The 15909-nt window shown below is 39.8% G+C and carries 14 protein-coding genes; 7 read left to right on the plus strand and 7 right to left on the minus strand.

Annotated features, from left to right (window positions below):
- Positions 1 to 141: 141 nt before the first annotated feature.
- Together EGS71_RS09500 and EGS71_RS22455 are read left to right on the plus strand one after the other, a co-directional pair.
- Positions 142 to 1347 carry an RtcB family protein gene (locus tag EGS71_RS09500; protein WP_000512711.1) on the plus strand — a complete coding sequence of 402 codons (1206 nt, stop codon included), beginning with the start codon at positions 142 to 144 and terminating at the stop codon, positions 1345 to 1347.
- A gap of 18 nt (positions 1348 to 1365) precedes the next feature.
- On the plus strand, positions 1366 to 1509 hold the full coding sequence (locus tag EGS71_RS22455) for a hypothetical protein (RefSeq protein WP_162138624.1): 144 nt from the start codon (positions 1366 to 1368) through the stop codon (positions 1507 to 1509).
- A 124-nt stretch (positions 1510 to 1633) separates the two neighbouring features.
- Here the strand turns inward: EGS71_RS22455 and omp38 are convergent, their stop codons facing one another.
- Entirely contained in the window at positions 1634 to 2695 is a 1062-nt protein-coding gene (omp38, locus tag EGS71_RS09505) for an outer membrane protein Omp38 (RefSeq protein WP_000777885.1), read from the minus strand.
- Positions 2696 to 3076: 381 nt separating this feature from the next.
- Between omp38 and EGS71_RS09510 the strand changes: the two genes are divergently transcribed.
- From EGS71_RS09510 to EGS71_RS09520, 3 genes are all read left to right on the plus strand, one after another.
- On the plus strand, positions 3077 to 3592 hold the full coding sequence (locus EGS71_RS09510; protein ID WP_000477152.1) for a GspH/FimT family pseudopilin: 516 nt from the start codon (positions 3077 to 3079) through the stop codon (positions 3590 to 3592).
- A gap of 108 nt (positions 3593 to 3700) precedes the next feature.
- The gene (locus tag EGS71_RS09515) at positions 3701 to 4876 is read left to right on the plus strand and encodes a thiolase family protein (RefSeq protein WP_000129968.1); all 1176 of its coding nucleotides are present in this window, start codon (positions 3701 to 3703) and stop codon (positions 4874 to 4876) included.
- Positions 4877 to 5002: 126 nt separating this feature from the next.
- Positions 5003 to 5446, plus strand: coding sequence for a VOC family protein (locus tag EGS71_RS09520; protein ID WP_001176580.1), 444 nt, complete (start codon positions 5003 to 5005; stop codon positions 5444 to 5446).
- 42 nt (positions 5447 to 5488) lie between these two features.
- On the opposite strand, the gene EGS71_RS09525 is transcribed toward EGS71_RS09520, so the two are convergent.
- The 6 genes from EGS71_RS09525 to EGS71_RS09550 form a co-directional block, all read right to left on the minus strand.
- Positions 5489 to 5842, minus strand: coding sequence for a DMT family transporter (locus tag EGS71_RS09525; RefSeq protein WP_000457781.1), 354 nt, complete (start codon positions 5840 to 5842; stop codon positions 5489 to 5491).
- Positions 5843 to 5923: 81 nt separating this feature from the next.
- Positions 5924 to 6409, minus strand: a complete 486-nt coding sequence (locus EGS71_RS09530) for a DUF934 domain-containing protein (RefSeq protein ID WP_000935250.1) — start codon at positions 6407 to 6409, stop codon at positions 5924 to 5926.
- Positions 6402 to 8045: a nitrite/sulfite reductase gene (locus tag EGS71_RS09535; protein ID WP_000281766.1), complete on the minus strand. Its 1644-nt coding sequence runs from the start codon at positions 8043 to 8045 to the stop codon at positions 6402 to 6404. The genes EGS71_RS09530 and EGS71_RS09535 overlap by 8 nt, the downstream gene beginning before the upstream one ends.
- A gap of 166 nt (positions 8046 to 8211) precedes the next feature.
- Positions 8212 to 10617, minus strand: a complete 2406-nt coding sequence (locus tag EGS71_RS09540) for a glucose/quinate/shikimate family membrane-bound PQQ-dependent dehydrogenase (protein WP_001075596.1) — start codon at positions 10615 to 10617, stop codon at positions 8212 to 8214.
- Positions 10618 to 10790: 173 nt separating this feature from the next.
- Complete coding sequence (locus EGS71_RS09545) at positions 10791 to 12023, minus strand: carbohydrate porin (RefSeq protein WP_002001352.1); 1233 nt, start codon at positions 12021 to 12023, stop codon at positions 10791 to 10793.
- Positions 12024 to 12178: 155 nt separating this feature from the next.
- Positions 12179 to 13297 carry a CaiB/BaiF CoA transferase family protein gene (locus EGS71_RS09550; RefSeq protein ID WP_000205326.1) on the minus strand — a complete coding sequence of 373 codons (1119 nt, stop codon included), beginning with the start codon at positions 13295 to 13297 and terminating at the stop codon, positions 12179 to 12181.
- Between the two features lie 210 nt (positions 13298 to 13507).
- Between EGS71_RS09550 and EGS71_RS09555 the strand changes: the two genes are divergently transcribed.
- The gene (locus EGS71_RS09555; RefSeq protein ID WP_000085721.1) at positions 13508 to 14518 is read left to right on the plus strand and encodes an AraC family transcriptional regulator; all 1011 of its coding nucleotides are present in this window, start codon (positions 13508 to 13510) and stop codon (positions 14516 to 14518) included.
- Between the two features lie 170 nt (positions 14519 to 14688).
- Positions 14689 to 15894, plus strand: a complete 1206-nt coding sequence (locus tag EGS71_RS09560) for an acetyl-CoA C-acetyltransferase (RefSeq protein WP_001287641.1) — start codon at positions 14689 to 14691, stop codon at positions 15892 to 15894.
- Positions 15895 to 15909 lie beyond the last annotated feature (15 nt).

The following is a 15909-nucleotide window of genomic DNA, read 5'->3' on the forward strand; positions in this document are numbered from 1 at the left end:
AAAACACAGTAACGATTTGGCACGATGTCAGCTCACGGACAAGTGTACAAATTTAATTCACTTGTCCGAATGCTCGAATTTAAGACCTAGCATTCGCTAGGTTTTTTTATGCCTATTCGGACAATAAATAAGAGAATAGTTATGGGCATACAAAAGATATTAAACAAAGAGGCACAATATGGTGTCCCCGTTAAAATTTTCACTCAAGACATAGATAGTGAAAGTATTGAACAACTCAAGAAGATGGCACAACTGCAATTTATATATTCTCATATTGCTGTTATGCCTGATGTGCATGTTGGAAAAGGTGCAACTGTAGGCAGCGTCATTCCTACTAAACATGCCATTATTCCAGCTGCAGTGGGAGTAGATATTGGCTGCGGAATGAATGCTATTCGTTTGAGCCTGAAAGCTTCACAACTTCCAGATAACTTAAGCCGCTTGCGGGACGCCATTGAACGGAAAGTGCCGGTTGGATTTGCTTTGCACAAACAAGTCAAAGCGAAAGCTTCTAGCATTATTCCACTTGAAAAACGCTTAGAACCTATTATTAAAAAGCATCCGGGTCTTGTCCGAATGCTTCGTCAGTTTGAGGCAACATGGCAAAAACAGTTGGGCACTTTAGGCGGCGGTAATCACTTTATAGAGTTATGTATTGATGAAAATCAAGATATATGGGTGATGCTCCATTCGGGCAGCCGAGGTCTTGGTAACGTCATAGGTACTTATTTTATTGAGTTAGCCAAGAAAGAGGCACAACATCGCTTTGGGCACGTGCCTGATAAAGATTTAAGTTATTTTGCTGAAGGCTCACAAAGCTTTAATGATTATGTAGAAGCAGTAGAGTGGGCTCAAGAATATGCTTTTGAAAATCGTAAAGAAATGATGCGATTAATATTAGAAGCAATTCGCCCTCTTCTACCTTCTTTTCAAATGACGAAAGAAGCAATCAATTGTCACCATAACTATGTGAGTCAAGAAACACACTTTGGTGAAAACCTTTTTGTTACAAGAAAAGGGGCAATTCGAGCAGGTTTAGATGAGTTAGGAATTATTCCAGGTTCTATGGGAGCACGCTCGTATATTGTTAAAGGTAAAGCAAACCCTGAATCTTTTTGTTCCTGTTCTCATGGAGCTGGCCGCAAAATGAGCCGAAGCAAAGCAAAAGTTCTTTTTAATCAGCAGGACTTGATTGAACAAACACAAGGGATTGAATGCCGTAAAGACAGTGGTGTAGTCGATGAAATTCCAAGTGCCTATAAAGATATTGATGAGGTTATAGCCAATCAAGCAGATCTCATTGAAGTCGTTCATACTCTTAAACAAGTTTTATGTATTAAAGGTTAAGACATGAAAATTAAAGAAATGCCGAAAATTAAGGTCCGTAATCAAGTAGCTCTATCCCCTCTACTTCACAAAGGTGGTATGCACGAAACAGAAAAACCTCGTGCTCAACATCGTAGAAATAGACAAGATACTAAACAGCAATTGAAGAAAGGTGTTTGGTAACTATTTTAAGTAATGATTGGAAGAGATTATGAATCAGGAGATTTACAAATGACCAAATATTTTAAAAATCGCCATAAAAAAAGCGACTCTAACGAGTCGCTTTTTTACTGTTCAAGAACTCAAATTATTGAGCTGCTGCAGGAGCTGCCGCTTCTTGACCAGGTTGAACTACTACAGTACGGCTACCAGTGATTGTCGCGAATACACGACGGTTCATAGCACGACCTTCTTTAGTTTTGTTGTCAGCAATCGGTTGATCCCAAGCGAAACCTTGAGTAGACAAACGAGAAGCGTCAACGTTGTATTCGTTTACAAGAGCTGATTTAACAGAGTTAGCACGAGCTAAAGATAAACGTTCGTTCAACTTACGTGGACCAGTGTTATCTGTGTGACCTTCGATACGTGCAGTAGCGTTAGGGTATTCAGATAATTTTTCAGCAACTTTAGCGATTTCTGGCTTGTATTGGTCTTTGATGTTTGATTTGTTAGTATCAAAGAACACACGAAGTTCCATGTTAAGGTCTTCAGTTAACTCTTGTGGTTGTGGAGCAACTGGAGTTGGTTCAACTGGAGCAACTTCTACTACAGGAGCAGCAGGCTTCAAGTGACCACCAAGAACTACGTTTAAGCCAGCAAGAGCTGTATAGTTCCAGAATTTTTCGTCAAAGTTATAAGTACCACGAGCTTCTGTACGAAGAGATAGAGCATCGTTTAAGCGCCAGAAAGCACCAACACCAGCATTACCTAAAGTACCTTCTTCATCGTTGTGATAAGAAAGGTCAGGAATCTCGTATTTGTAGTGACCAGCACCTAACAATACGTATGGCTTGATTTTGCTGTCATAGTTTTTAGTGATTAAATCAGAAGTAACATAGAAGTTACCGTTGATTTGTTTTTGCTTGTATTCAGCGCCAGCTGCAAGACCGTCTACATCACCTTTAACTTGGTTATATTCAGCTTCGAAACCTAACCATGGTGTTAACTCGATACCAAGAGCTGCACCAACGAATAAATCGTCTTGTAATTCAGGTCCGTTAGTTAACTCGCCATCTTTACCGCCATTGTTGTGTTGAGTGTCTTGGAAAGTGTAACCAAGCAATAATGGAGTAACTGTTACGCCAGCATTAGCAGCAGCTAATGGAGCAGCAACAAGCATAGTAGCAAGTGCAATACGACTCAATTTCATGGATATCCTCCAGAGATAACAATTGTTGTTCAAGCTCAGCCTAAATTTATTGGCCCCTGAGATATTTTTTTACCCCAGTATTATTTTTAAGCTATTCACATTTGAATCATACAAACACTTGATAGACTTTCCAAGTGCTTGATAATTTTAATCAAGTAAATTATTGACAAAATTACTTACAATTTCCGTTGTAATTCGGTAATTTTTTACCCAACTAGCAAATATGAATAACTTCTTTGTTTCGCTTCCCGTGATTTTACCAGTATTCTAGCCGACTGATAACCCTTATTTAATTTTGTGTTTCCTCATTATAAAAAATAATATAAATCATTGTCAGAAAACATAAAATTGCTCTATTTATACATATATTAAGGTTTTTTAATGTTTAAATCTCCTGGTTTTACTATAGTTGAGCTCACTATAACACTCGTAATTCTTGTGATTATGTCAGTTATAGCCATTCCCTTATACCATCAATTTATGGCATCTGTAGAACTAAAAAATACGCCGCGTATACTCACAATTCATATACAAAAAGCCAAATATGACGCAATTATTAGGCATAAGAATGTTGTTCTTTGCCCAAGTTCTGATCAATTAGTCTGCAATACGAATTGGGATAACCGCGTAATCAGCTTTGTAGATAATAACCGTAATCTACAGCATGATTTAAATGAAGAATTATTGACCTCTCTAGATCTTAACCATCACTACGGTTCTATGAAATTACAACGTTTTGGAAAAAAACAAAATAGTATTATTTTTCAAGGTAGTTCTGGACTACCCATCGAGTCGAATGGCAGTTTTATCTATTGTTCTTATGACCAGCTTAAAAACTTTAAATTAATTCTTAGCAAAATGGGACATGTGCGCTTAGAAGAGCTTAAAAATTGTTAGAACTCTACAGTCTAATGCAGAAGCTAACCCGTTCTTCATTTTGCAATATACTGCTTAGGTTTTAAACATTTCTTATTTTGAGATTAAGAACAATCGGAGATTACAACAATGACTGACATCGTAATTGTTAATGGTGCTCGTACTGCTATGGGTGGTTTTCAAGGATCACTATCAGGACTAACTGCTCCTGAATTAGGAGCGGTAACAATTAAAGAAGCAATCGCACGAGCAGGTTTACAGCCTACAGATGTCGAAGAAGTCATTATGGGTTGCGTACTACCAGCGGGTTTAAAGCAAGGCCCTGCTCGTCAAGCCATGCGTAAAGCAGGTTTACCTGATTCAACAGGAGCTGTGACAATTAATAAGCTTTGTGGTTCAGGTATGAAGGCGGTAATGCAAGCGGCTGATATGATTAAAGCAGGAAGTGCTGAAATTGTAGTTGCCGGTGGTATGGAGTCGATGACCAATGCGCCTTATGTCTTACCCAAAGCACGTGCGGGATACCGTATGGGCCACGGTGAAATTAAAGACCATATGTTCTTTGATGGCTTAGAAGATGCTGAAACTGGACGTTTAATGGGTTCATTTGCTCAAGATATGGCAAATACACGTGGTTATACTCGTGAGCAAATGGATGACTTTGCAATTCGTTCTTTAAAACGTGCTCAAACTGCGATTACTGAAGGCTATTTCAAAGATGAAATTGTACCTGTTACTGTTTCTACCCGTAAAGGTGATGTCATTGTCGATCAGGATGAACAACCCTTAAATGCCAAGATTGATAAAATCCCATCCCTTAAACCAGCTTTTGCAAAAGACGGTACAATTACTGCTGCAAACGCGAGTTCAATTTCTGATGGTGCTTCTGCATTAGTTTTAACATCGAGTGAAGTTGCAGCACAGCGCGGCTTACAACCACTTGCAAAAATCATAGCCACTGCGTCAAATTCTCAACATCCTTCAGAATTTACAATTGCTCCTGTTGGCGCTATTGAAAAAGTACTTAAAAAAGCAGGTTGGAATGCTCAGGACGTTGACCTTTGGGAAATTAATGAAGCTTTTGCTATGGTAACGATGTGTCCAATTGATGATTTCAAACTTGATCCAGAAAAAGTCAATATTCATGGTGGAGCATGTGCACTTGGTCATCCTGTAGGATCGACAGGCTCTCGTATTATTCTTACGCTTATTCATGCGCTTAAACGTACTGGTGGTAAAAAGGGTGTCGCTGCTCTTTGTATCGGCGGTGGGGAAGCAACAGCTGTTGCCATCGAAATTCTTTAATTAAAACCTTTTTTAAAATCCCACTTCGGTGGGATTTTTTATGAAAAAACTACAAAAAATGACCCACAAAATCTCTTTTCCGTTTTAACTTATTCTTCTAAATGAAAACAACAATGGACAATAACAATGCAACTCAATCACTATCTCAATTTTCAAGGCCAGGCAGAGCAAGCTTTTAATTTTTATAAATCAGTATTCGGCGGTGAATTTGCCATGCTGAGCCGCTATAGCGATATGCCGCCTCATGACGGTGTCACGTTATCGGAAGCTCAAAAAAATTTAGTGCTTCATGTTTCCCTGCCGATTAACGAATACACTGTACTCATGGCATCAGATGTCATTGATCAATTCTGTACACCAAATAGTGTATTTACTCAGGGCAATAATCATTACATTGCAATTAACCTTGAAAAAGATGAGCAAGAAAAGGCAAAGCAACTTTTTGATGCCTTATCTGTAAATGGCAAAATTGAAATGCCACTAGAAAAAACGTTCTGGGGCGCTTTATATGGTGCTTTTACTGATCAATTTGGTGTCAAATGGATGGTTAACTGCCAGTTAGATACTTAAGTCTTTAGCCCTTATAGAGATCTCAGTGTTTCTATAAGGGCTTTAAACATCGATATTAGAGTATTGCGCAATAATCATTAAGCCGACTGTAATAAAACCAATCCCAAACCATCCTGCGACATCAATGTTCTGCCCAAGAAAAATCTTTGCGAGAAAAGCGGTCGCCAATACCCCCACCCCAGACCACAACACATATAAAATTCCAGCTTGCATATATTTCAAAGCAATAGCAGCGCACGCAAAAGAGATAATATACAAAACTAGAGCAATTCCCTGAGCAGTTTTATTAACTAATCCATTGCCTTTAGCTGAATAAAAGGTTGAAAGTACATCCGTTGCAATAGCGAATATTAACCACCAAGCGCCAGGATTTATTTTTGAAATTAAAGCGAACATTCTTATTCTTCAATTCAGTTATTAAAAAATTATTTATAAAAAAAGCTGAACCTGAGTTCAGCCTTTTCACTTAGAAGCTATTTAAGCACCAGTTTGATAACTTGCTTTTGGCACAGCTGTTGAAGCTTGATAAGGATGAGTAAAGTCTTGCAAACCAGCAGCAGCTTCTTGCACATCTTTACCTTCTTTGATGACAAAACTATCAAAACCTGAACGTTTTAAATAATTTAAGACATCCTTAAATACATCACCTGTTGCACGTAGTTCACCTTGGAAACCTTGGCGACGTAATAATGCAGCGAATGAATAACCTCGCCCATCTCCGAAACCTGCAAACTCAATGAAGATTGCATCAAGTTCACTAAGTGGGAATGTATGATCTTCTGGTGAATCGTTCACAGTCACATACAAAGCTTTTTTACCTTGAACGTTAGCCAGTTGATCGAGCTGTGCTGTTGTTAAAACAACGTCACCTTGAGGAATCACACCATCTTCAGCAATGATTTGATAAGTATTATCTGCAATCGTGCCATCTTTATAAAGCACAGGTAGAGCTGTATTAAGCATATGCACGCTCCTTAAATGGTTGAATTCCTACACGGCGATATGTATCAACGAAACGCTCACCTTCAGTACGTAAATCAAGATACGTATTTAATACTTCTTCAATGACATCAGGCACGGCTTCTGCTGCAAATGATGGTCCTAAGATGTCACCAATTGAAGCATCATGGTCTGAATTACCACCTAATGTAATTTGATAGAACTCAGCACCTTTTTTATCTACACCTAAAATACCGATGTTACCCACGTGGTGGTGACCACAAGCATTCATACAGCCAGAAATATTTAAGTCTAAATGACCAAGATCATAAACTTTATCTAAATCTTCAAAACGGCGTGTAATCGCTTCAGCAATAGGAATTGATTTCGCATTTGCAAGTGAACAGAAATCACCACCCGGGCAGCTAATAATATCGGTAATAAAGCCGATATGCGCACGAGCCATGTTGTGTTGTTCAAGCGCTTGCCATACATCGAACAAATCTTTTTGAGGTACATCTGCTAAAGCAATGTTTTGTTCGTGAGTCGTACGAAGTTCACCAAACGTATATTTATCAGCGAGATCTGCAATGAAGTTCATTTCTTCAGTGGTCATATCGCCCGGTGCGATGCCTGCACGTTTTAAAGAAATCGTAACAATACGATAGCCCTTTACTTTATGTGCATGCGTATTGATATTGAACCATTGTTTGAATTTTGGATGCTCAGCAAATAAAGCTGTAAAGTCTTCATCTTCTAAATCTTGATAATCAAACGGCGTGAACTCTTCGTCTAATTTTTTCAAGATTTCTGGCTGAATTTTTAATGTTTCACGTGTGTGTTCAAATTCAGCTTCAACTTTCTGTGCAAATACTTCAGGCGTTAATGCTTTAACCAAGATTTTGATACGCGCCTTATACTTGTTATCACGACGGCCATGTAAGTTATAAACACGTAAAACTGCTTCTAAATAAGCAATTAAATCTTCACGTGGTAAAAACTCACGAATGACACTACCAATAATCGGAGTACGGCCTAAACCACCACCCACCATGATTTTGTAGCCCATCTCGCCTGCTTCATTACGCACGATATACACACCAATATCGTGGAATGCTGTTGCTGCACGGTCTTTTTCTTCAAGTGCAGAAACGGCAATTTTAAATTTACGTGGTAAGAATGCAAATTCCGGGTGGAATGTACTCCACTGACGAATCAATTCACATGTTGGGCGTGGATCAGCAATTTCACCAGCAACTACACCTGCATACTGGTCAGTAGTCGTGTTACGAATACAGTTACCACTGGTTTGAATGGCATGCATTTGTACAGTTGCGAGTTCAGCTAAAATTTCTGGCACATCTTCAAGAGCAGGCCAGTTTAGCTGAATATTTTGACGCGTAGATACGTGTGCATAGCCACGGTCATATTGAGTTGATACTTCAGCAATTTTACGTAATTGTTTTGAGTTCATTAAGCCATACGGCACAGCAATACGTAGCATTGGTGCATAACGTTGCACATATAAACCATTTTGCAAACGTAATGGGCGGTATTCATCTTCAGAAAGTTTGCCCGCTAAATAGCGCTCTGTCTGATCGCGGAACTGAGCAACTCGTTGATTAATCAGCTGCTGATCGAAATCGGTATATAAATACATGGCGTATGGCTAGTAGATTCATTATTAAGGCGGATAGCATAGCGAGCTTTTATTCATCAATAAAATGCTTTTTTTGCATATTTAATAACGGTTTTATTGATAAGCTTTAATCTAAATTGACATAAAAAAAGCCCAGATAAATCCGGGCTTTTTTGATAGCAAACTTTTATTTGTTATCTGGTAATGCATAAGCCACTAAATAGTCGCCCATTTTTGTACCAAATGAACCATGACCACCGGCCATAATTACAACATATTGTTTACCATTAATTTCATAAGTCATTGGTGTTGCTTGTCCACCTGCTGGTAAACGCGCTTCCCAAAGTTTCTCACCATTCGTTACGTTAAACGCACGGATGTAGTTATCTTGAGTTGCACCAACAAACATGACATTACCTGCGGTAGAAATAGAACCACCTAAACCAGGAACACCAATTTTTACAGCTGGTAACTGGAACAAGTTCGGTAAACTGTCACGAATTGTACCAATACGTTTTTTCCAAACGACTTCATGAGTTTTCAAATCTACGCCAGCAACATATCCCCAAGCAGGTTGTTTACAAGGTAAACCAAGTGGAGATAAGAATGCGCTGATTTCAACACCATAAGGTACGCCATACATTGGCTGTACACCCTGCTCAGTTCCCGCACCTTTTGCAGTTTGCGCACGGTTTGGATCAGCAGGAATTAAACGACTCACGAATGGCAAGCCAATCGGGTTCATTACAGCAACTTGACGGTCAGGGTTAACTGACATACCCCCCCATTCAAACACACCTAAGTTACCAGGGAAAACTAAAGTACCGTTTTCAGATGGTGGCGTATAAATGCCATCGTAATTGAGGCGTTTGAATGACACACGACACATAAGCTGATCAAGCATAGTGGCACCCCACATATCTTTATCAGTTAATTTATCTTGTGGTGCCAAGTTCAAATCAGAGAATGGCTGAGTTTTTGAATAATGCTCACCTTTAGTCTGTGGTCCGCGTTTAACTGTTTGTGGAACTGGTTTCTCAGTTACAGGAACAATTGGCTGACCATTACGACGATCAAGAACAAAGGCATTACCTGTTTTGGTCAAGACATAAATTGCTGGAACAGTTTTACCAGATTTATCTTTAATATCTGCCAAAGATGGTTGTGACGGTACGTCCATATCCCATAAATCGTGATGGGTTGTCTGGAAGTTCCAAATCAATTTACCTGTTGAAGCGTTAATCGCTAACATAGAGTTCGCATAACGTTCTTTCAACTCGGTACGGTCACCACCCCAGATATCTGGAGTACCTACACCTGTTGGAACATAAACGATATCAAGTTTGGCATCGTATGCTAAAGGTGCCCAAGCATTTGGTGAGTTATGAACAAAGGTTGTACCTTCACCTGGCATTGCATTTGGATCTGCTGCACCAGTATCAAATACCCAAAGAAGCTTACCAGTGTTTACGTCATATCCACGGATAACACCTGATGGCTCTTTATTTGAATAGTTGTCGGTAACCGAACCGGCAATAACCACTGTTGAACCAGTAACAACACCTGGAGATGTTGGGTTATAACCACCTGGATAAGCATATGGCATGAATTCTTGTAAATTCACTTCACCATTTTGACCAAAGTCAGTACATGCTTTACCTGTGTCAGCATTTACAGCAACTAAACGTCCATCATTGACTGGAACAAAGACTTTACGTGGACATTGAGTTGAAGTCGACTTTTTAGTTTGTAAGCTTGTCGCAAATTCAGTTGTGTTGTTTGCATCGTAATACATTACACCACGACAAGTTAAATGCTGGAACGATTTATCCGTTTTAAGCTTCGGATCAAAACGCCATTTTTCCTTACCTGTAGCTGGGTCAATCGCAATTAATTGCTGGTGAGCCGTACAGATAAACATGTTATTACCAATTTTAATTGGTGTAACCTGATTGGTTGTTTCGCCAGAGTCATTATCTGTTTTGAAATCACCAGTACGGAATGTCCAGGCAACTTTCAGATCTTTTACGTTCTGGTCATTAATCTGTTTCAATGGAGAATAACGTTCACCAGCTTGAGTACGACCATAAGCAGGCCAGTCGCTCTCTGCAACGCCCGGAACGGCTTGAGCAGTTTCTGGTTGAGGTGTCTTGATTTCACCATTAATTTCTTGCGGATCATTGAAGATAGAATAAACCATCAACACGATTGCAATTGCTAAAGTTGAAGATAAGGCAACTTTACTTGATCCAAGGTTGTTGATTCCACGAGTTACAGCCGGAACCAATAACCATAAACCAAGAATACCTAAAATATCTAAACGTGGTGCAAGCGCCCAAAAGTCTGTTCCAACTTCCCAGACACTCCAGATAATAGTACCTAGCATTAATGCGGCATAAACCCACAAAGCAGCAGAAGCGCGCTTGTAGAGTTGCCATGCAACAATGAGAAGTAAAACTCCAGCTACAATATAGTAAATTGAACCGCCTAGTGTAGCGAGCCAAATACCTCCAATTAGCAGGAATAACGCCAATAACCCAATAATAATTACGGTAAAAGTCGTTAAACCTGATCTTGAAGAAGGTTGATTCATAAACCACCTCTTATCAATCATCATTTTTATCGGAAAGATGTGCCAAAAAACTTATAGAAAAATGACATCACCAATACGTCTAAAACAAAATTCAGGCATAAAGAAAAAAACGGAAGGTCAGGATACTTCAATCAATGATTTAGCCCTCGACAATCCGTTTTCGGAATAATTACTTAGAATGCAGTTGAGAACTTAATACCGCCTACCCAAGTGTTATCACCATTTTTTAATGCACCAACATGACGAACATATTGCACATTTGGACGAATAGTTAGCCAGTTAGTGGCATGAATACCATAGTAAAGCTCGGTATTATATTCGGTGTCGTATTCTTTGGCTTGAACATCGTTCCAATCATCATTGATATGGATACGAGCAACACCAAGTGCCAACTCATCTTGAGGACGTTGATTGAGCAAACCTTTATAGACTAAGCCTATATTTTGCATGTTATCAACTTTGTTGGTATCTGAGTCGTGGAAAGTCAGGTTCACAAACCCTGTTAAACCACGGTCAGTTTGATCAGCTGGCTGGAATAATTTCTGTTTTGCAGTTACCCAAACACCTTGCTTATGAGATGTTTTAGTTGAATCTGCAATTTCTTTGGCATCGGCAGTACTATAGTAATAACCTAAACGGTATTCACCAGGCATGCTTTGCACACCTAGTTTAGGTGACCAAACTACTTCTGCTGGAATAATTGCACCGTGAGAACCATCTGTACTTAGGTTGAAGCCTTTGCCACGTTCCAAGTTTTCAGGGTTATATTCATATACACCCACTTGTGTATATAAATCAGGTTGCAAGTTATATTTGACACGCATTGCCCATTGGCTAACTGGCCAGTTATACCACTGATCGCCTACCCAGTTACCCACTTGTGAACCACAAAGTGCCAAGTTCTGGAAATCACAGTCAAAACTATTAAAGTCTTCACCCTCACCAAAACGGCCCACTTTAACATCTAACTTCTGATCAAGGAATTTTTTCTTGATCCATAAATCTGTTAAACGCCAAGTTTGTTCACGGCCCCACACTTCTTGAACAGAACTTTGGTGCCCAGCCAATGCTGGAGAATGTTCAGAAAGCGATTGCCCATCACGATAAGTTAATGTGATTTGAGCTTCTGTATCTTGCCACCCTAAAATTTTACCTAGGTCCAAATGAGAACCTAAAGCAAGTTGCCCTGTATAAGCACTACCGTGTGTAGATGTTTGTTTGGAATCTAAAATACCGGCATATTCACCGGTATATCCAAAAGAAAAATCATAACCTTGTGCTTGCAACGCTGTACGTTGCCCGTTCCAATCACCCAACATCCAAGAACCATTTGGGTCAAATGCAGCAGCAGCTTGTGCATGCTGAACAAAAAGAGTAATTGATAAAACGGATAAACAGGAAACCATCAAAGATTTATGCGTTTTCATGTTTACGAACCTTTTATGTCTTTGTTTATAAAGGTTACGCTAATTTTATGTAAAGAAATTATTCAAAATGTTAATCAATTGATTATTCAGATAATAATTTCAATACATACTGTATAAGAAATAGCCCCTTAACCTCACCACTGCCCTTCGCCAAGTTTTTGACCTACAAAGGAATATCGCATTTGCGAACGTGAAAACTTAATTGGGCATGCAATTTGTGGTTCTGTATCTGGCGTATTATTTTGCAAAGGAACATTCACAATCCATCCACGTTGTTGTGCTAACGGTGAATTTAAAGCCTCACTTAAACTCAATACGGGTTCCACACAAACATCGAGATTTGCAAAAATTTCATGCCATTCTTTAAATGTTTTGGCTTTAATTTTTTCTTGAATGGCTTGCTTAACTTCCTGTCGATCTTGCACATCTAATGATGCACCTTTTTGTAATAATACAGGTAAATCTAGTGCTGCAGACAAACCTGCCATAAATTGTGGTTCAAGGCTACCGATAGAAAGATAACGGCCATCTTGCGTCATATAATAGTCATAGAAAATCCCCCCATTGAGCATTCCCTGCTCGGGAGCCTGTTCAACTTGTGCGGCAAGCGTGGCTGAAGCTGCCATACTATTTAGACTTGCAACACAATCCGTCATGGAAATATCAATATATTGACCTATACCGCTACGGCTGCGTTCAACTACAGCAGCCAAAATCGCAATGACTGCATGTAATGAACCACCAGCAATATCGGCAACCTGAATACCAAGCGGTGGCGGACCGCTATCTTGTCGGCCACTATACCCAGCAATACCAGCTAAAGCTAAATAATTAATGTCGTGCCCAGCCCGATCTTTATAACTTCCAGTTTGGCCATAACCTGTAATTGAACAATAAATTAAACGCGGGTTAATTTCTGCAAGGGTGGCATAGTCCAGCCCTAAACGGCGCATGACATCTGGCCGAAACTGCTCAATCACAATATCAAACTCAGAAATCTTGGCTTTAATCAGATCAATACTTGCAGCATCTTTTAAGTCGAGAACAATCGACTGCTTATTTCGATTTAGATAACTATGTGCAGTCGCCTGTCCATTTGCATAGGGCGGCATAATCCGAATGAGGTCTGGACGTGATGGAGATTCAATATGGATGACTTCTGCCCCCATATCGGCTAAATACATTGTGGCGAAAGGTCCAGGTAAGAGCGTCGAGAAATCGAGAACTTTAAGTCCATTTAATGCTGTCGTCATCGTTTTTTTAACCACTATTATTCGAATTTTCTTTTATATTAGTTAAGCAAATATTCCAAAACAATGTCATGTTCAGCCATTTACCTTGATCATTTCGGCAATTTAACATGTAAAAAGTGCTTTTACACTGTTGTAAATCGCCAATTTATTTTTTTAGACGGTCATTTAGGTCAATTTAAAGTGAACATCAAAGAGACTGAAGGATTCAATATGAGTCGCGATACGATTAGCATCCACTTCGTGAATGCGGCTTTGACAGGCGTAAAGCGCCTTGGCATGGATGTCGAGACGTTACTTTCACATGTGGGTATCGAAGCGGAACTATTACGTCAACCTAAAGCTCGAATCTCACCAGAACAATATACCCGTTTTATAAAAATGTTATGGATGGTCACACAAGACGAACACGTTGGTTTCGATGTACAACCGCGTCGTTTGGGCACTTTTGCCATTATGTGTCAGTTGATTATTCATGCAAAAACCTTGGGCCAAGCCCTTGAACTTTCATCTCAATTTTACAAATTATTTGGTGATGAATGGTCAGTAACGCTGGAGCGTGACAAACACGAAGCACGTTTAGTACCTCTCATTCCAAAAACATTAGATCCGGATCATTTCATTACTGAAAGTATGCTCATGATCTGGCATGGATTGGCATCATGGCTGATTGAACGTCGCTTACCATTAGAACGTGTTCATTTTAGCTATCCACGTCCTGCACATGCAGATGAATATGACGCGTTATTCTTTGCGCCGGTTATGCAATTTGACGCACCGCGTACCGAAATAACCTTTGCGGCTGATTATCTTGATTTGCCAATTCGCCAAGATGAAAAAACATTAGAAGAATTCTTAAAAGCAGCCCCTGCTCAGCTTTTAGTAAAATTCAAAAATACCAATTCGTTGACTTCACGTATTCGTGAAGTACTCAAAAGCCAGATTGGTGAAGAAATGCCAACGCTCAATGACGTTGCATCAATGTTGTATTTATCTCCGCAAACTTTACGCCGCCGCCTAGCTGCCGAAGGTAAAAGCTATCAGGGCGTGAAAGACGCTTTACGCCGAGATGCTGCGATTCATTTATTACTCAATCCTGAGTTAACACTTGAAGATGTTGCTCAGCAAGTTGGTTTTAGTGAAACCAGTACATTCCACCGTGCATTTAAAAAGTGGACTGGTGTTACTCCCGGTCTATATCGCCAGCTCCATGGTTACCATTAATTCTTAAATCTCTTTAGTTTCACATTTAGCCCAAGTTCAACTTGGGCTTTTTTGTATCGCCATTGGCAAAAATCATCACCTGACTGGTGCGCTTATCGTCATTGCACTCCCTCTTAAAAACAGTACACTCAAAACACGACAAAGTTTAAGTAATAAAAAAAGGAACTGTTATGAGCGAGGCTTATATTATTGACGCCATTCGCACACCACGCGGAAAAGGAAAAAAAGACGGCTCTCTTTACGAAGTAAAACCAATCACATTACTCACCACTCTATTAAACGAATTACAGCAACGCCATCAACTCGATACATCTAAAGTAGATGATATTGTTCTGGGCTGCGTCACACCAATTGGTGATCAGGGCGGTGATATTGCCAAAACAGCAGCGATTGCAGCGGGCTGGAATGATGATGTTGCAGGTGTGCAAATTAACCGCTTTTGTGCTTCAGGTTTAGAAGCGGTCAACATGGCAGCCATGAAAGTTCGTTCTGGTTGGGAAGATTTAGTGGTTGCTGGTGGCGTTGAATCAATGTCACGTATCCCAATGGGTTCTGATGGCGGACCGTGGGCGTTAGATCCGGAAACCAACCTTAAATCATCTTTTGTTCCACAAGGTGTTGGCGCTGACCTCATTGCAACCTTAGATGGCTATAGCCGAGAAGATGTTGATAATTTTGCCGTAAAGTCACAACAAAAAGCAGCGGCAGCTCAAGCAAATGGTTATTTTGATCAATCAGTTGTACCAGTCAAAGATCACGCAGGTGTTGTGATTTTAGAAAAAGATGAATTTATTAAAGACAATACCACACTTGAAGGGTTAGCAAAGCTCAACCCAAGTTTTGAAATGATGGGGCAAATGGGCTTTGATGCTGTTGCCCTGCAAAAATATCCAGAAGCACAAAAAGTAAATCATGTTCATCATGCTGGTAACTCATCAGGTATTGTCGATGGAGCAGCTCTTGTTTTACTGGCTTCAGAAAAAGCAGTGAAAGAACAAAACTTAAAACCACGCGCTAAAGTTTTGGCGACTGCATTAGTCGGTACTGATCCAACCATTATGCTGACTGGCCCTGCCCCTGCCGCACGCAAAGCTTTGGAAAAAGCTGGTTTAACAATTGATGATATTGACCTATTTGAAGTCAACGAAGCATTTGCAGCTGTCGTGATGCGTTTTATTAATGAGCTCAATGTGCCTGCTGAAAAAGTCAACGTAAATGGTGGTGCGATTGCTTTAGGCCATCCCTTAGGAGCAACCGGTGCCATGATTTTGGGTACATTACTTGATGAGCTTGAACGTCAAAATAAAAAACGCGGTTTAGCAACGCTCTGTGTCGGCGGTGGTATGGGTATTGCCACCATTATTGAACGTGTATAAAAATTTAGGGATATA

It is taken from the genome of Acinetobacter sp. FDAARGOS_559, from assembly GCF_003940475.1.
GTDB classification, from domain to species: Bacteria; Pseudomonadota; Gammaproteobacteria; order Pseudomonadales; family Moraxellaceae; genus Acinetobacter; species Acinetobacter baumannii.